Source organism: Streptomyces sp. NPDC048185 (assembly GCF_043202495.1).
GTDB lineage: Bacteria > Actinomycetota > Actinomycetes > Streptomycetales > Streptomycetaceae > Streptomyces.
Genome location: NZ_JBIDAN010000002.1, coordinates 931,075 through 947,058, shown reverse-complemented (window position 1 = coordinate 947,058; position 15,984 = coordinate 931,075). Strand labels below are relative to the sequence as shown.

Genomic DNA, 15,984 nt, shown 5'->3' with positions numbered 1-15,984 from the left:
ACGCCTGCGGCCCTGCGGGCCCCGACGGCTCAGCCGGCCTTGGCGAACTCCGCGAGGAAGGTCTCGCAGAACGCCTTGAGATCGTCCGGCTTCCGGCTGGTCACCAGGATGTTGTTGCCGTGGTCGCAGACCTTCACCTGTTCGTCCACCCAGGTGGCGCCCGCGTTGCGGAGATCGGTCTGCAGGCTCGGCCACGACGTCACGACACGGCCGCGTACGACGTCCGCCTCGGCGAGCGTCCACGGGGCGTGGCAGATCGCGGCAACCGGCCGGCCCTGCTCGAAGAAGTCCTTCACGAACGCCACGGCCTTGTCGTCCATCCGCAGAAAGTCCGGGTTGGCCACGCCGCCCGGCAGCACCAGCCCCCCGAACGAGTCGGCGGACGTCTCGCCCACCACCTCGTCCACGGGGAAGGTGTCCGCCTTGTCGAGGTGGTTGAAGGCCTGGATCTCACCGGACTGCGTGGAGACGAGCACGGGCTCGTGGCCCGCGTCCTTCGCCGCCTGCCACGGCTCGGTCAGCTCGACCTGCTCCACGCCCTCGGGTGCGGTCAGAAATGCGATGCGCATGTGGTTCGGTTTCCTTTCCGGCGCGCCGGCGGGCGTCGCCGCCCGGCGCGCGCGTCTCGTTCGGCCACGAGGCCGCGGCGGCCCCGCCGGCCCCGCGGAGCGCGGTCAGGTGCCGTCGACGGCATCCGGTTCCGCGCGGCTGATGTCGGCGAGCGCCGAGGCGGGGTCCCTGGCCTCGGCCAGGTCACCGAGGCTCACCATCCCCACCGGCAGCCCGTCCTCCACGACCGGCAGCCGGCGCACGGCGTGCTCACGCATCAGCGTGACCGCGTCCGCCACCGGGTCACCGGGGGAGACGGTCAGCGGATCGGCGGTGCAGACCGTGCGGACGCTCACCGCCATGGGGTCGGTGCCGTCCGCCACCGCCCGCACCGTGATGTCCCGGTCGGTCAGCACGCCCACGACGTCCTGGCCGTCCGCGACCACCACATCACCGATGTTCTGCGTGCGCATGAGCTGCGCCGCCTCGACGAGGGAGGAGTCCGGGCGGACGGCGACCACACCCGGAGTCATGACGTCCCTGACGTACTCGGCCATCACGGCCCGCCCTTCCGGCGCCTACGCGCCCTGTGCCCCGCCGCTCTCGGTCAGGGCGACGGCCAGTTCCTGGACGTTGTCGTAGCGCGCCCTGTCGGGCAGCCGTTCCAGCCCCTCGACGAGGGCGTCGGGCGCGTTGCCGCGGCGCAGGGCGCGGCCCAGCTCCCGGGGACCCGCGGGGAAGGTGCCCCGCGTCAGGTTCCGGGCCAGCTCCAGCCGGAGCGCCTCCAGGTACGTCGGCCCGCGTCCCGGGGTCACCGGTCCGTGCATGACGTCCGGATCGTCCTCGGCGGTCGGTTCCGGGTCGTTCCACTCCTCGCTGCGGGTGGGGTGCCCGGACCTGAGCAGACCCTGCAGTTCGTGCTTCATCTCGTCGTCGCGGTGGACGCTCATCCGGTCACTGCCTCGCTGCATGTCTCCCTCCACATCCTCCTGGGGTGCGGACCGCGTACCCGGCCACCGACGCCCGACACGGATTCACCCGGACGGGTCCGGCCCGATTCGCGCGGACGCGGTACGCACGGCCGGCCCGCCGGGTCCAGGACGTGTGCGCGGCCGCGCCCGGCGGCCGTGCGAGCGCTCACCGCCGGACGCGGTCACCCTCCCGGCGGCGGGCCCGGCTCACGGCCCGCGCCAGACGTTGGCGAAGGCCGCGTTCTCGATCGTCCGCCGCTGGCGCACCGCCTCCAGCTCCATGACCGCGTCGTGGACGGCGGCCACCACACTCGTGACCGCCTCGTCGCCGAGGCCGGTCCCGTCGTCGGGACGTCCGCCGTCGATGCCCACGGCCGCGGCGAGGGCGGCCAGGACGGGTTCCTTCTCGTTCCAGCGGTCGGCCGCACGGCGGCGCGCGGGCGTGTCGACCGGTTCCAGGCCTTCCGAGCCGAAGGACAGCCGGCTCCTTCGCCGCGGCGTCAGCTCACCGCTCTCCTCCAGGGCGGCCTGGTACGCGGCCGACAGGTCCCGGCCCCGGCGCCACAGCCAGTCCTCGATCCGCTCGTGGGGCGGCTGCCGGGAGAGGCCCGCCGCGGCCGCGCCCAGGAAGGGATCGTCCGGCGGCGGCCCACCCGGCACGATGCGGTCGCCGTCCACGGCGACCGCCCCCGCGCCCACGAGATCGATCAGCTCGGCTCCCGCGAGCGCGAGGGACAGGTCGCCCTGCCCCACGGCGTGCTCCGGGGCCATGGCGATGATGAACAGGTCTTTCGCCGTGGTCATGAACGGCTCCCCTCGGAGCGTCGACAACGGTGGGCACATCCGGTGTGCCCGGCTCGCGCGGCCGACGCCTGCTTCCAGCATGCATCCGGCGGAGACCGGCGTGCGGGCACGGGGACTTCTGCCGCCCGGCGGCTAGTGGCGGCGGGTACGGCGCACGAGGCTGCGCAGGAGTCTGTGCGCGGAGCGACGCGAGAGCCGGGTCACCGGGTGCGGCGTGGTGCCGGACCGGCCCGGCGGCACTTCGGCCATGGAGCTGCTGCGTCCGGCGATCTGCAGCACACAGGTGGCGGAACCCGCCGCGTTCCCGCCGGGGCGGAAGGTGACTTCGAACGGGCGCGGCGGGTCGCCGGGCAGCTCGGCCGTGAGCGCGAGCGCGTCGGTGCGGTGTCGTGTGCGCCGGTAGCCGACCACCTTGCCGTCCACCAGCAGCTCGGCCTCCGATGCGGAGCGGCGGGTCTGCACCGTGACGGAGTGGCTGTCCACGTCGAGGTGGAAGTGGTGGGTCCGAGGCACGGCACACCTCCCGGATCTCAGCGGGCGGCACGTGTCCTTACAGCGTAGACGGTTCCCGGAGGCGTGCGACGGTCGAACCGGTGGGCCGACGGCGGTGCCGCCGGTCCACCGCGCTCCTACTCGCCGTGGGTGTGCCGGGTGGCCCGGAACCGGGCCGTACCGTCTGCCCGCTCGGCCCCGGTGGAGTCGACCCGCTCGAAGCCGGCCTTCTCCAGGACGCGGACGGAGGCCGGGTTCGACAGCTCCACGCAGGCGGTGACGGTGTGGACACCGGGTGCGGTGAGGGCCAGGGCGGCCAGCGCCCGGGTGGCCTCGGTGGCGTAGCCCCGTCCTCGCCGGGAGGCGACGACGCCGTACCCGAGCTCGACGGCCCCCTCGGCGGGGGGCCAGAAGAGGCCGATCGACCCGACGACGAGACCGCCGTCCCGCTCGATGATCAGGCGGTGGCCGTAACGGCCGAGCCAGGCGGGACGGTCGCCGAGGAGGCCCGCGATGACACGGTCGCCCTCGGCGGGGAAGTCCCCGGCCCAGTCGGCGGGCGGGGCGGCCCCCTCACGGCCGAGGACGGCGGCGGCTTCGGCCGCGGTCCAGGTACGGAGGACGAGCCGCTCGGTGGTCAGCTCGGCAAGGGCCTCGGAGGGTGAGGAACACATGGGTGACTCCTGGTCGTTGCAACGACCCGGGCCGCGTCGCGTCGGTTCAGCGCGCGGACCGGAAAAGGGCATGCTGAGGAGGGCCGCTGACGGCCATATTCATCAACCTCCCCGCGCCGGAGCCGTGTTCGCGCTTGATCCGCGCCGGTGCGACCGTAACAGGCCCGGCGGGCGCTCGAACACCCGGAAGCCCAGCCGGTGCTTCGCGGCGTCCCAGCCGCGCAACCGCTCCTCGGTGTCGCGGCAGCCGTCGTCGGTGATCAGCACGATGTCGCCGCGCGCGCCAGCGGTGTCGTCGAACCCCTCCTCCAGCAGCTCGGGCACTGCCGTCAGCGGCGTCCGGCAGCCGGTACGCCGCCGAGGAAGGTCTCCGCGAAGTCGACGACCCGGACGGTCCCGGCGGGGCCAGGTCCCGGCGGGCGAGCCGGCCGGGAAACGGACGCCGCGGATCCGGTCGGCCGCGGAGAACACGCTGCCGGCGGAGTCGCGCCCCGCGTGCCGGGCCTGGGCCGGCAACGCCAGGGCGCACCCCACGGCCCACGCCTCGCGGGTGACTCCGCCGGGTCCGTCCGCGGCGATGGAGTCCGTCGGTCCGGGGCAGACCCGTTCCCGCCTCGGGAAGCGCACATCGGGGTGTTTGACGGGGACGCGCGGGGGCAGGCGCAGTTCCAGTGCTTCGGACAGGAGGCACGTCCGTGGGAGCGGCGCGACGCCGCCACGGATGCGTCGGTCCGGCTGCCGGACACCCCTCCCACGGTGACCGCCCGCAACCAGGGCCGTGTCGTCGCAGCCCCGGCGCCCGTCCCGAGCCCCGGAAAGCTCTCGGAGCCCCGGTGCCCGGCCCGCACCGGCCGGGCACCCGCCCGCCGCCACGACAGGACCCCGCACTCCGAGGGAGCTGCGACGCACCATGCCGATCCGAGCCGGAGCCAAGCACCCGCACGACGACGCCCCCGACACCGCGGACGCCTTCCGCCGCCTCGCCACCCTTCCCGAAGGACCGGAGCGCGACGCGGTCCGTGACCGCGTGGTCGAGGCCTGGCTGCCCATGGCCGAACGGCTCGCCGGGCGCTTCCGCAGCCGCGGCGAGAGCTACGAGGATCTGCGGCAGGTCGCCGCCCTCGGCCTCGTCAAAGCCGTCGACCGGTACGACCCCACCCGCGGCAGCGCGTTCGAGAGCTACGCCGTGCCCACGGTCACCGGCGAGATCAAGCGCCACTTCCGTGACCACATGTGGACCCTGCACGTGCCGCGCCGGGTGCAGGAACTCCGCAACAGCGTCCGCTCGGCCGGTCAGGACCTGGCCCAGGCCGCCCCCGGCCACCGGCCCACCGTCGCCGAGATCGCCGAGCGCGCCGGGCTGAGCGAGGAGGACGTCCGGGAGGGCATGGAGGCGCTGGGGAGCTTCACGGCCCTGTCCCTCGACGCCGAGGCCCCCGACAGCGACGACGGCTACTCGCTCGTCGACGGCCTCGGCGCCCCCGACCCGGCCCTCGACACCGTCGTCGACCGCGAGGCCGTCAAGGGGCGGCTGGCCGCCCTGCCGGAACGGGAGCGCGCCATCCTCTACATGCGGTTCTTCGACGACATGACCCAGAGCCGCATCGCCGAGCAGCTCGGCATCTCCCAGATGCACGTCTCCCGGCTGATCAGCCGCAGCTGCGACCGGGTGCGGAAACAGGTGCTGCGGGATCCGGCGGCCTGACCCCGCGGCCCGGCGGACGGCCCGGCGGCCCGGCGGGCGGCCCGAAACCTGGTCCTCACCCGCACGGGGGCCCCGGTCCCGCGAACGGCGCACGGCGGCGCGCGCCACCGGGCCGGGCGGGCTGTGATGGCCGAGGGCGCGAGTCCCGCGCCCCCGCAGCCGTCGCTCGAAGGAGCCCGAACCCATGCGCCGCACCTCCCGTGTCCTGTCCGTCGCCGTACTGGCCAGTGCCGCCCTCGGCGTCTTCGCCGGGTCCGGCTCGGCGGACCCGGGCGGCACCCCAGGGCCGGCCGGCGCCGGAGAACCCGCCGCCGAGGTCAGCCCGGCGGACGTCGGCCCGGGCGGCACCGTCACCGTCTCGGTCACCTGCGACCCGGCCGGCGGGGCGGCGCCCGAGGCCCTCGACGCGGTCTCCCCGGCCTTCGAGGGGGGCACCGTCGCGCTCCTGAAGGTGGCCGGCGCCGACGACAGGACCCCGGCCTACCGCGGTACCGCCCGCATAGCCCCCGCCGCGGACCTCGAGGGCGACCCGGACGCGGCCGGCCCCGCCTCGCCGTGGACCGTCGACGGCACGTGCCCGGCGGCATCCGGCGGCGAGGGCAGGCCGTGGAGCGCGGCGATGACGGTGTCCCGACGCAGCGGCTCCGCCGAACCCGAGCGGTCCTGGGGGAGCACCGCCCCCGAGCCCTCGTGCCGCCCGACCGCCGCGCCTCGCGACGAACCCGGCGTCCCGAAGGACGAACCCGCCGTCCCGAAGGAGGAGCCTGTCGTCCCCGGCGGCGAGCCGACGGCACGCGACGAGACCGTGCCGTACGCCGATCCCGCCCTCCCGGGCGACGAGCCGGCACCGGACGAAGCGGTCCCGGGCGACCTTCCCGACGAGCCCGCTCCCGACGAACCCGCTTCCGACGAGGCCACGTCCGACGAGGCGCCCGTCCCGTACGACGAGGCCGTCCCCCACGACGAGGCCGCGCTCTCCGGCCCGGCCGCTCCCGCCGGCCACTCCGCCACGCACGGGGCGCCGTGCGCGACCGAGCCACCGTGCCCCGGACCCACGGCGTGGGACGCGTCCTGCGGCGGCGGCGAGGCGGAGCACGGGGTGCAGGCCGGCACGGGCGGATCCTTCACCGACTCCGTGCCCGCCCTGGCCGCCGGCGGCGTCCTGATCGCCGGCGCGTTCGGCGGCGCCGCGTACCGGCTGCGGCTGCGGCTGCGCGGGGAGAGCCGGGACCACTGACCCGCCCCGGCCGGGGGTGATCGACGCAACGCGGGCCGGAGCCATGGCCGGGCGGCCCGGTGGGTACTTGGTGCACGACCGGAGCACGAGGAAGGAAGCGGTCGGGGACCGGCGGCGACAGGACTCGGCACGACGGAGGCACCCATGCGGCGGACGGACCCCGGGAACGACGCTTCCGAACGCCACACGGCGCCCGGGAGCGGGAGCCCTGCCGGCCGCGCGCCCGCGGGCGACGGTCCCGAAGGGCACGGCGCGGTCCGCCGGGGCCCGCATCTCCCCGGCGACGGACTGCCCGTGCTGCCCGAGCTGTCCGCCGTCCTCGCCGCCTCCGCGGGCCGTGCCCACGAGGAACCCGCCGGCGGCGCCCCGGCGCTGCTGGACGCCGCCTGCGGCTACTGGAACCGGCGCGGACTGCCCACCGACCCGGACCACGTGGCCGCCGCCCCCGGCGCCAACGCCCTGCTGCTCGCGCTGACCGCCGCGCTCGGCGGCGACGTCCTGGTGCCGCGCCCCTGCGCCGCCTGGTGGGCGCCGTACGCGCGGCTGCTGGGCAGACCGGTCTTCCACGTCCCCACCCCCGCCGAGTCCGGCGGCGTCCCCGATCCGTACGCGCTCCTGGAGACCGTGCGCCGCATCCGGGCCGAGGGCGGCGACCCGCGCCTGCTCGTGCTGTCCGTCGCCGACGACCCCACCGGCACCGTCGCGCCGCCCGAGCTGCTGCACGAGACCGTCGAGGCCGCCGCCGGCGAGGGACTGCACCTGGTCAGCGACGAGACCTGGCGCGACACCCTGCACGACCCGCACGCCACCGTGCTGCTCAGCCCCGCCGAGATGCTGCCCGAGCGGGTCACCGTCGTGACCGACCTGGCCGGCGCGGCGCTGCCGGCGGGCTGGCCGGCCGCCGTCGCCCGCTTCCCCGCCTCCGCCGCCGGGAACGGCCTGCACGCGCGCGTCCTCGACGTGCTGACCGCGCTCGGCGCCCGCGTCGCCGCGCCCCTCACCGCCGCGGCCGGGTACGCGCTCGCCGAACCGGAGCCGGTCACCGCCCGCCGGTCGGCCGCCGTACGCCTGCACGCGCGCGTGGCCGCCGCCGTGCACGCCGCCGTCGTCGCCGCGGGCGCCACCGCCCGGCCCCCGCAGGCCGGGCGTCACCTGTACGCCGACCTCGGCCCGCTCCGCGACGCGCTCGGCGCCCACGGCGTCGGCGACGCCCAGGAACTGGAGGACTTCCTCACCGCCCGGCTCGGCATGCCCGCCCCCGGCGGCCACCGCTTCGGCGACGACCTCCTCGCCCTGCGCGTCCGGCTGTCCACCGGCCCGTTGCTGGGAGACACCGACGAACGGCGCGCGGAGAGCCTCACCTCCACCGACCCGTTGGAACTGCCGCACGTGCACGCCGCGCTGACCGCCCTGAAGTCGGTCTTCGGCGATCTCCGCGACGCTCAGCGATGGGAGCCTCCTCGATGACGCAGCAGCCCCGGTCGACCACCAGGCCCACCACGCCCGCCCAGGACCAGGACACCTCACCGGCCGCGGCCTCCCCCGTCCCGCCGCTCGCCGAGCCCCGGCCGCTCGCCGAACGCCGGGTGTGGCCGCGGACCTTCCACGACCGGCTGACCGCACCGCTGCCCGGCCTGAAGGCCTTCGCCAGATTCGCCCGCGAGGGCGCGGTGAGACCGAGCGCCGAAGGCCTCGCCGACGTCCCCAGACTGCCGTACGCCCCCGCACCGCTGCCCCGCGTCGACGCCCGCACCGTCGCCGTCGCCTGGGCGGGACACGCCAGCTGGGTGGTGCGCATCGGCGGGCTCACCGTGCTCACCGACCCGGTCTGGTCCCGCCGCATCCTCGGCACCCCGGCCCGCGTCACCCCCGTCGGCGTCGCCTGGAGCGACCTGCCGCGGGTCGACGCGGTCGTCATCAGCCACAACCACTACGACCACCTGGACGCCCCCACGCTGCGCAGGCTCCCCCGTGACACCCCCGTGTTCGTCCCGGCCGGACTCGGCCGCTGGTTCCACCGGCGCCGCTTCACCCGGGTCACCGAGCTGGACTGGTGGGAGGGCGCCCGGCTGGGCGGAGTCCGCTTCGACTTCGTACCGGCCCACCACTGGTCCAAGCGCACCCTCACCGACACCTGCCGCACGCTGTGGGGCGGCTGGGTCCTCACCGACGCGGACGGCCGGCGCGTGTACTTCGCCGGCGACACCGGCTACGGCCACTGGTTCTCCCGCATCGGCCGTCGCCACCCGGGCATCGACCTCGCGCTGCTCCCCATCGGCGCCTACGACCCGCGCTGGTGGCTCAGCGACGTGCACTGCGACCCGGAGGAGGCGGTGCGAGCCGCCCAGGACCTGGGGGCCCGTCGGATGGCACCGATGCACTGGGGCACCTTCGTGCTGTCGGCGGAACCGGTCATGGAACCGCTCACCCGCGTACGCGCCGCCTGGCAGGAGGCCGGCCTGCCCCGGGACGACCTGTGGGACCTGCCCGTCGGCGGCTCCCGCGTGCTGGACGACGACTGAACGGCCCTCCCGAGCCGCGCCCCGCGCCTCTCCCCACCGCCCCCGCGCCTTCGCCCCTACGCCTTCGCCGGCCCCCGCAGCCGGCGCCAGGCGCTCGGCGCCACGCTCACCAGTACCGTGAGCGCGATCGCCGCCGCCACGCCCTCCCACGGCTCGCTGAACAGCGAGCCGCCGAGGACGCCGATCAGCTGGTACGTCACCGCCCAGGCCACGCAGGCCGGGAGGTTGCCCCGGGCGAAGCGGCGCGTGGGCCACTCGGCCAGCAGACAGGCCAGCATCACGGGTATCCGGCCGGCCGGCACCAGCCGGGACAGCACCAGCACCGCGACGTCGTGCTCGGCGAGCTTCTCCTGCGCCTGCTCGAGCCGGTCCTCGGGCGCCCGGGACCGGATCGCCTCAAGCCAGCGCGAGCCGTTCTTCGAGCCGACCCCGCGCCGCCCCAGCCAGTACAGCGCCATGTCACCGCAGAACGCGGCCAGCGACGCCGTCACGAACACCATCAGCAGCGAGAACGGCAGCGTCTGGTGCATCGCCACCACCGCCGCCGAACTCACCAGGACGCCCGTCGGCACGACCGGTACCAGCGCCCCGATCAGAATCAGCAGGAACAGCGACGGATAGCCCAGCGCCTGCTGCGTCGGCTCGGTCGGGATGCTCGTCACGGCGGTGCCCAGCAAGGTCACCTCGCGACCTCCACCCGCACACTCCCGCCGTGCCCCAGCCGGTGCACCGCGACGTCCGGCGCGTGCAGCGCCGACAGGCGCACGAACTCGTCGCCCGGCGTGTGGAACTCGTGGGGGCGCACGGCGTCCATCCCGATCGGCCAGTACGTGCCGTAGTGCACCGGCACCGCAGTGGACGGCGCCAGCCGGGCCAGTGCCTCGGCCGCCCGTCCCGCGTCCAGGTGGTCGGGCCCCAGGTACGGCCCCCAGCCGCCGACCGGCAGCAGCGCCGCGTCGACCGGCCCGATCTCCTTCTCCATCCCGTCGAACAGGCCGGTGTCCCCGGCGAAGTACGTACGGCCCTCGCCCTCCACGACGTAGCCGAGCGCGGGGGAGCGGTGCGGGCCGAACGGCAGCCGCCGCCCGTCGTGCCGCGCGGGCACCGCCCGGATCCGCAGGTCACCGACCACCGTCTCGTCGCCCGGCGCCACCTCGGTCAGCTTCAGGTGCCCGAGCCGGCGCAGCCCCGGCACCGCCCGTCGTGCGCCCCGGGGCACGAGCAGGCGCGTACCCGGCGTGAGCCGCGCGAGCGACGGCACGTGCAGATGGTCGGCGTGCAGGTGGGACACCAGCGTCACGTCCGCGTGCCAGGCGTCCGACGGCGGCACCGGGCCCCGCCTGCGGCGCAGATGCGCGAATCTGCGGACGAACAGCGGGTCGGTGAGCACACGTATGTCCGAGTCCTCGACCGTGCAGGTGGCGTGACCCCACCACGTGAGCTCCACCGGCACCTCTTTGCCTCCTTCGCGCGACTCCCCGAAGCCTACGTCCAGGAGTAGGGTCGGCGGCGAAAACGGGAGGTGAGGGGGGACACCATGAGGGCGTTGAGGGTGACGGCGATCGCGAGTCTGACGCCGCTGGAGCAGCTGGACGACGATCCTTTCCTCGTCGACTCCCGCAGCCAGCACGCCATGTGCGCGCGCTGGGCCGCCGAGCAGGGTTACGTCGTCACGCGGGAACTGCTGGTCCGCGGGCTGCGCCCCGACCACGACGCCCTGTGGGACGGCGTGCGCCCGGGACAGGACCTGTTCGTGGCGCCCAGTCACCGGGTGCTGCGGAGCGCGCTGTCGTCGGTGGAGGAGTTCACCGCGGAGTGCGCGCGGCGGGGGGTGCGGGTGGAGACGGTCGGCCACGAGGAACCGTCGTACGACGCCCGGATGAAGGCGTGCGTGCACCGCAGACTGTCCATGCCGACGGCGGGATACGACGGCCGCTGATCACCGCCGGGCCGCCGGACGCCGGGCGCGGCCCCGGGTGAACCGGACCAGGGGGGACAAACAGGCGTCCCGGAGCGTTGTGGCAGGGTGGGGGCGGCTCGCGCGGACGCCGGGCCGGGACGTGAGGTGTGCGAAGCGTGGGTGGAGGGCGTTGGCGGCGGGGCGCCAGTCAGATCGGGCGGAGCGTCGCGGTGTGGGCCGTCTCCACGGTGACCATGCTGGTGCTCGCCGGGATCCTCCCGGACTTCCGGCTCCAGTCCCCGGACGGTGACAGCGCGACCGACATCGCCGTCACCGCCGCGGTCGGCGCGGGTGCGTTCGGCCTGCTGTCGGCGCTGGTGTGGCCGCTGCTGGTGCGATTGCTGCTGCTCGTGCCGGCGCTGGTCCTCGGGCTGCTGGTCTTCTTCCTGAACGGCGGGCTGCTGCTGCTCGCACTGGACGTGAACCCGACCGCGCGCGGCGGCGTCGCCCCCGAGACCGCCGTGGTGGTGGCCGCCGTGATGTCCGCCGTGGCCTCCGCCACCGGCGGTGCCCTGGCCGTCCGCGACGACGACGCCTACAGGCGCCGGCTCTACCGGCTCGCCGACCGCCGCCGCAGATCGGGCCCGCCCTGCCCGACCGGCCCCGGCACCGTCTTCCTGCAACTGGACGGCGTCGGCCACGACGTCCTGCTGGACGCGGTCGACGAGGGCCTGATGCCCACCGTCGCCCGCTGGCTCGGCCGCGACGGCTCCTCCGCGACCCACCGGCTCGCCCCGTGGCGCACCGACTGGTCCAGCCAGACCGGTGCCAGCCAGCTCGGCATCCTGCACGGCAGCAACCACGACGTTCCCGCGTTCCGCTGGTACGAGAAGGACAGCGGCGAGGTGGTCGTGTGCAACCGCCCCACCAGCGCCGCCGACCTCCAGCGACGGGCCATCGAGCACACCGGCGACGGCGGACTGCTGACCTTCGACGGCGCCAGCCGCGGCAACCTGTTCAGCGGCGGCGCCGACGAACAGGCCCTCGTGCTGTCCATAGCCACCCGCCGTCGCAGCCGGGAGAACCGCTCCCGGTCCGGGTACTTCGCCTACTTCTCCGACCCGGCCAACGCGGTCCGCACCGCCATGTCCTTCGTGGCGGAGGTGGGCCGCGAGATCGGGCAGTCCACCCGCGCCCGCGCCCGCAAGGTCCGCCCCCGCGTCTCCCGCGGCGGCCTCTACCCCTTCGTCCGCGCCTTCGCGACCGTCGTCGAGCGGGACGTCGTCGTCGCCGCCGTGATGGGCGACATGCTCGCCGGACGCACCGCCGTCTACGCCGACCTGGTCGCCTACGACGAGGTCGCGCACCACTCCGGGCCGCGCAGCCGGGACGCCGCGAAGGTCCTCCAGCGGCTCGACCGGTCCCTCGCGCTGATCGAGAAGGTCGCCGAGCACGCCCCCCGCCGGTACCGGACCGTCGTGCTGTCCGACCACGGCCAGAGTCCCGGCGAGACCTTCCGTTCCCGCTACGGCCTGACCCTCGCCGACCTGGTGCGGGCCGGCTGCGGACTGCCCGTGCCGCGCCGGGCGCGGCGCACCCGCAGCGGCGCCGAGGCGCGCACCGCCGTACGGGCCGCCCTGCACCGGCCCGTGGAGGAGGGCGACGAACAGCGGCGGCCCGCCGACCGCCACTCGGAGCCGGTCGTGCTGGCCTCCGGCAACCTCGGGCTCGTCTCCTTCCCGGACGTGCCGCACCGCATGAGCCGCGAGGAGATCGACGCGCGCCACCCCGCGCTGCTGCCCACCCTCGCCAACCACCCCGGCGTCGGGTTCCTGCTCGTGCGCAGCGAGGAGCACGGCGGTGTGGTCCTCGGCGCGCGCGGCGCGGAGCTCCCGCTGGACCGGCTCGACGAGGAACCCGGCCCGCTCGCGCCGTTCGGCCCCGGCGCCGCGGACGCCGTGCGCCGCACGCACTCCTTCCCGCACACCGCCGACATCATGGTCAACTCCTTCCACGACCCGGCCGACGGCGAGGTCCTCGCCTTCGAGGAGCAGATCGGCTCCCACGGCGGCCTCGGCGGGGCCCAGTCGCGGGCCTTCCTGCTGTCGCCCGTCGTCCTGTCGACGCCGGACGGCGAGGGCGAGGACATCGTCGGCGCCGAGCACGTCCACCGGATCCTGCGGCGCTGGCTGCGCGAGTCCAACGGACCGCAGGTGCCCCTGGACGATTCCCGGCCCGAGGGCCGCGACAGTGCACCTTTTGCGGTCCCGGACCGGCGTCCGCAGGACAAAACCGCCTGATTTGGAGCCGTGGGCGGCCGTGCCGGACCATGGACCGTCCCGGCGATCCCGGGCACCAGTTCCAAGGAAGGCGCACCACCCCCATGCACGTCACCGGGACCGTCCCCCCACCGGCTCCGGACCAGCGGGAGACCCCCGCGGCCCCCGGCGGCGACCGCCACGCCCGCCGCTTCGGGCTGCCCGTCGCCACCGCCCTGGTCATGGGCAACATCATCGGCGGCGGCATCTTCCTGCTCCCCGCCTCCGTCGCCCCGTTCGGCACCATCAGCCTGCTCGCCTTCGGCGTCCTGACCGTCGGCGCCGTCGCCCTCGCCCTGGTCTTCGGCCGGCTCGCCGCCCGCGACCCGCGCACCGGCGGCCCCTACGTCTACGCCCGCGAGGCCTTCGGCGACTTCGCCGGATTCCTCGCCGCCTGGGCGTACTGGATCACCACCTGGGTGTCCAACGCCGCGCTCGCCGTCGCCGCCGTCGGCTACCTCGACGTCCTGATCCCGGTGAACGACCACCGCTGGACCGCGTGCCTGGCCGCGCTCGTCATCCAGTGGCTGCCGGCGCTCGCCAACTTCGCCGGCACCCGCTGGGTGGGCGCCGTCCAGGTGGTCTCCACGGTGCTGAAGTTCGTGCCGCTGCTGCTCGTCGCGGTCGGCGGACTGTTCTTCTTCGACCCCGGCAACCTCGGCCCCTTCAACGCGAGCGGCGGCAGCGGCATCGGCGCGGTCTCCGCCGCCGCCGCGATCCTGCTCTTCTCCTACCTGGGAGTGGAGTCCGCCGCGGTCAGCGCGGGCGAGGTCAAGAACCCGCGCCGCACGGTCGGCCGGGCCACCGTCATCGGCACCGCCGGCGCCGCGCTCGTCTACCTGCTCGGCACCCTCTCCGTCTTCGGCACCGTCGCCCACGACCGCCTCGTCGACTCCGCCGCGCCCTTCTCCGACGCCGTGAACGCCATGTTCGGCGGCGCCTGGGGCGGCTGGGCCGTCGCGCTCGCCGCGCTGGTGTCGATGACCGGCTGCCTGAACGGCTGGACCCTGCTCAGCGCCCAGACCCCGTACGCCGCGGCCAGGGACGGCCTCTTCCCCGCCGCCTTCGCCCGCAAGCGGCGCGGTGTCCCCACGGTCGGCGTCGGCGTCACCGTCGTCCTGGCGTCGCTCCTCACCGTCTACAACTACACGTCCGGCTCGGCGAAGGTCTTCGAGGTCCTCGTCCTCGTCACCACCTTCACCGCGACCGTCCCCTACCTGCTGGCCACCGCCGCGCAGCTCTTCCACCTGGTCTCCGGACAGCGCGAGCGCGTGAACCGCGCCCGGCTGGTCCGCGACGCCGTGATCGCGTCCGTGGCGGCCGCGTTCTCCCTGTGGCTGGTCGCGGGCGCCGGCTACGCGGCCGTCTACCAGGGCGTGCTCTTCCTCTTCGCGGGCGTGCTGGTCCACGCGGTGATGGCGGCCCGGCGGCAGCGCTCCCCGCGCGGGGACCGGTCTTCCGGGTGAGCTGAGCCGGAGTGTGATCGGATGGGGGTGGGAACCCGGGCACGGGCTCCCACCGCCCCAGTACCGCAAGGGAATCCGGAAAGGACTCGTCGTGGCAACCACGCGCTCCGCACACACCGTCTGGGAAGGCAACCTGCTCGAGGGCAGCGGCGTCGTCACCTTCGACTCGTCCGGCATCGGCGAGCAGCCGGTGTCGTGGCCGTCGCGCGCCGAGCAGGCCAACGGCAAGACCAGCCCCGAAGAGCTGATCGCCGCCGCCCACTCCAGCTGCTTCTCCATGGCGCTGTCGCACGGCCTGGCCGGCGCCGGCACCCCGCCCACCAAGCTCACCACCTCCGCCGACGTCACCTTCCAGCCGGGTGAGGGCATCAAGGGCATCCACCTCACCGTGGAGGGCACCGTCCCGGGCATCGACAACGACGCGTTCGTCGCCGCCGCCGAGGACGCCAAGAAGAACTGCCCGGTCAGCCAGGCCCTCACCGGCACGACCATCACCCTGTCGGCGAAGCTCGCCTGACCCCGGCCGGGTGGCCCCCTGCCAGTGCTCTCGCGCGCCCCTGGCGTCGGCGCCCGGAACCGAGTCGGACGCCGGTCCCCGTGAGCAGCCTGGCGGGGGGTGACGAGAGACGAGTGCCTCAGTCGAGCGGGGGCTGGGGCGACGGTGACGTACGCACCGTGCTCCCGGAGGGGACGAGCTTGCCCCCTCCGTACGTCCAGGTGCTGCGGGCCACCCCGGTCGGGCAGCAGTTGGCGTCGGCCGCGCCGTAGAACTTTTCGGTGACCGTGATCCCGCCACGGGTGATCTGCTCGACCCGGAGGAAGTTGGGCGGTTCACCGACCCGGGGCTGCTGGCCGACGAGGGTGCCGATCAGGTCGAGCCGTCCGGCGGCACCGTCGAACACCATGACTCCCATGGCCCGTTGCCCCGCCGCGGTCGAGTCGTGATTGGCACAGAGCACGGGCAGGGCCGCCTCCCAGGCGCCGTCCCCGGTGAGATCTCCGTACACCACCTCGTCGGTATAGGCCCCTACGTCCTGGGGCATGTCCGGCTCGGGTCCGTCGAAGGTCGAGGACACTCCGGTCGCCGCCCCGTCGCGGAGCCTGATGCCGCCGCGATGCCCGCACAGGCCGCCGGGGACGGTCGCGTCGGCCCAGTCGTATCCCGACAGATCAAGAGGGCGCCCCTTCCCCCTGCCGTTCCCCTCACCGGACGACAACGGCCCATCGGTGCCGTACAGCCACCAGGCGCCACCCGCCAGCAGGAGGGCGATCACGGCCGTCAGCACCGTGAGGAGTCCTCCTCGCGCGGATCGGTTCCTCATGCGCCTCTCCTCGAACGGCTTGGC

Annotated in this window: 18 protein-coding genes; 8 read left to right on the top strand and 10 right to left on the bottom strand. The window is 75.1% G+C overall.

Translation table 11 applies throughout. The features are described 5' to 3' along the window. Positions 1–29: 29 nt before the first annotated feature. The 7 genes from ACGF3H_RS10125 to ACGF3H_RS10095 form a co-directional block, all read right to left on the bottom strand. Complete coding sequence (locus ACGF3H_RS10125; RefSeq protein ID WP_362487960.1) at positions 30–569, bottom strand: type 1 glutamine amidotransferase domain-containing protein; 540 nt, start codon at positions 567–569, stop codon at positions 30–32. A gap of 105 nt (positions 570–674) precedes the next feature. Next, a complete protein-coding gene (locus ACGF3H_RS10120; protein WP_362487963.1) occupies positions 675–1,106 on the bottom strand; it encodes a CBS domain-containing protein in 432 nt (143 codons plus the stop codon). 21 nt (positions 1,107–1,127) lie between these two features. Then, positions 1,128–1,520, bottom strand: a complete 393-nt coding sequence (locus tag ACGF3H_RS10115) for a DUF2795 domain-containing protein (protein ID WP_362487965.1) — start codon at positions 1,518–1,520, stop codon at positions 1,128–1,130. Positions 1,521–1,727: 207 nt separating this feature from the next. Further along, a complete protein-coding gene (locus ACGF3H_RS10110; RefSeq protein ID WP_362487968.1) occupies positions 1,728–2,324 on the bottom strand; it encodes a GPP34 family phosphoprotein in 597 nt (198 codons plus the stop codon). Positions 2,325–2,456: 132 nt separating this feature from the next. After that, positions 2,457–2,837 carry a hypothetical protein gene (locus ACGF3H_RS10105; RefSeq protein WP_362487970.1) on the bottom strand — a complete coding sequence of 127 codons (381 nt, stop codon included), beginning with the start codon at positions 2,835–2,837 and terminating at the stop codon, positions 2,457–2,459. Positions 2,838–2,953: 116 nt separating this feature from the next. Continuing rightward, the gene (locus tag ACGF3H_RS10100; RefSeq protein WP_362487972.1) at positions 2,954–3,490 is read right to left on the bottom strand and encodes a GNAT family N-acetyltransferase; all 537 of its coding nucleotides are present in this window, start codon (positions 3,488–3,490) and stop codon (positions 2,954–2,956) included. Positions 3,491–3,592: 102 nt separating this feature from the next. Beyond that, complete coding sequence (locus tag ACGF3H_RS10095; protein ID WP_393816469.1) at positions 3,593–3,814, bottom strand: hypothetical protein; 222 nt, start codon at positions 3,812–3,814, stop codon at positions 3,593–3,595. Positions 3,815–4,400: 586 nt separating this feature from the next. On the opposite strand from ACGF3H_RS10095, the gene ACGF3H_RS10090 reads away from it, so the two are divergent. The 4 genes from ACGF3H_RS10090 (at position 4,401) to ACGF3H_RS10075 (ending at position 8,954) form a co-directional block, all read left to right on the top strand. Continuing rightward, positions 4,401–5,195 carry an RNA polymerase sigma factor SigF gene (locus ACGF3H_RS10090; RefSeq protein WP_362487974.1) on the top strand — a complete coding sequence of 265 codons (795 nt, stop codon included), beginning with the start codon at positions 4,401–4,403 and terminating at the stop codon, positions 5,193–5,195. A gap of 184 nt (positions 5,196–5,379) precedes the next feature. Then, positions 5,380–6,432 (top strand): hypothetical protein, encoded by a 1,053-nt coding sequence (locus tag ACGF3H_RS10085; protein ID WP_362487976.1) that lies wholly within the window; start codon positions 5,380–5,382, stop codon positions 6,430–6,432. Between the two features lie 144 nt (positions 6,433–6,576). After that, positions 6,577–7,899: an aminotransferase class I/II-fold pyridoxal phosphate-dependent enzyme gene (locus ACGF3H_RS10080; RefSeq protein WP_362487978.1), complete on the top strand. Its 1,323-nt coding sequence runs from the start codon at positions 6,577–6,579 to the stop codon at positions 7,897–7,899. Continuing rightward, complete coding sequence (locus tag ACGF3H_RS10075) at positions 7,896–8,954, top strand: MBL fold metallo-hydrolase (protein ID WP_362487980.1); 1,059 nt, start codon at positions 7,896–7,898, stop codon at positions 8,952–8,954. The genes ACGF3H_RS10080 and ACGF3H_RS10075 overlap by 4 nt, the downstream gene beginning before the upstream one ends. A 56-nt stretch (positions 8,955–9,010) precedes the next feature. On the opposite strand, the gene ACGF3H_RS10070 is transcribed toward ACGF3H_RS10075, so the two are convergent. Continuing rightward, positions 9,011–9,637, bottom strand: a complete 627-nt coding sequence (locus tag ACGF3H_RS10070) for a VTT domain-containing protein (protein ID WP_362487982.1) — start codon at positions 9,635–9,637, stop codon at positions 9,011–9,013. Then, entirely contained in the window at positions 9,634–10,407 is a 774-nt protein-coding gene (locus tag ACGF3H_RS10065) for an MBL fold metallo-hydrolase (RefSeq protein ID WP_362487984.1), read from the bottom strand. The genes ACGF3H_RS10070 and ACGF3H_RS10065 overlap by 4 nt, the downstream gene beginning before the upstream one ends. 84 nt (positions 10,408–10,491) lie before the next feature. Between ACGF3H_RS10065 and ACGF3H_RS10060 the strand changes: the two genes are divergently transcribed. The 4 genes from ACGF3H_RS10060 to ACGF3H_RS10045 all read left to right on the top strand — a co-directional run bounded on the left by ACGF3H_RS10060 (position 10,492) and on the right by ACGF3H_RS10045 (position 15,155). Next, on the top strand, positions 10,492–10,893 hold the full coding sequence (locus ACGF3H_RS10060) for a hypothetical protein (protein WP_362487986.1): 402 nt from the start codon (positions 10,492–10,494) through the stop codon (positions 10,891–10,893). Between the two features lie 128 nt (positions 10,894–11,021). Continuing rightward, a complete protein-coding gene (locus ACGF3H_RS10055) occupies positions 11,022–13,154 on the top strand; it encodes a phage holin family protein (RefSeq protein ID WP_393816468.1) in 2,133 nt (710 codons plus the stop codon). An 83-nt stretch (positions 13,155–13,237) separates the two neighbouring features. Continuing rightward, positions 13,238–14,638 carry an amino acid permease gene (locus tag ACGF3H_RS10050; RefSeq protein ID WP_362487990.1) on the top strand — a complete coding sequence of 467 codons (1,401 nt, stop codon included), beginning with the start codon at positions 13,238–13,240 and terminating at the stop codon, positions 14,636–14,638. Positions 14,639–14,729: 91 nt separating this feature from the next. Next, the gene (locus ACGF3H_RS10045) at positions 14,730–15,155 is read left to right on the top strand and encodes an OsmC family protein (protein ID WP_161163892.1); all 426 of its coding nucleotides are present in this window, start codon (positions 14,730–14,732) and stop codon (positions 15,153–15,155) included. Positions 15,156–15,273: 118 nt separating this feature from the next. On the opposite strand, the gene ACGF3H_RS10040 is transcribed toward ACGF3H_RS10045, so the two are convergent. Continuing rightward, positions 15,274–15,960, bottom strand: a complete 687-nt coding sequence (locus ACGF3H_RS10040; RefSeq protein ID WP_362487993.1) for a hypothetical protein — start codon at positions 15,958–15,960, stop codon at positions 15,274–15,276. Positions 15,961–15,984: the final 24 nt, after the last annotated feature.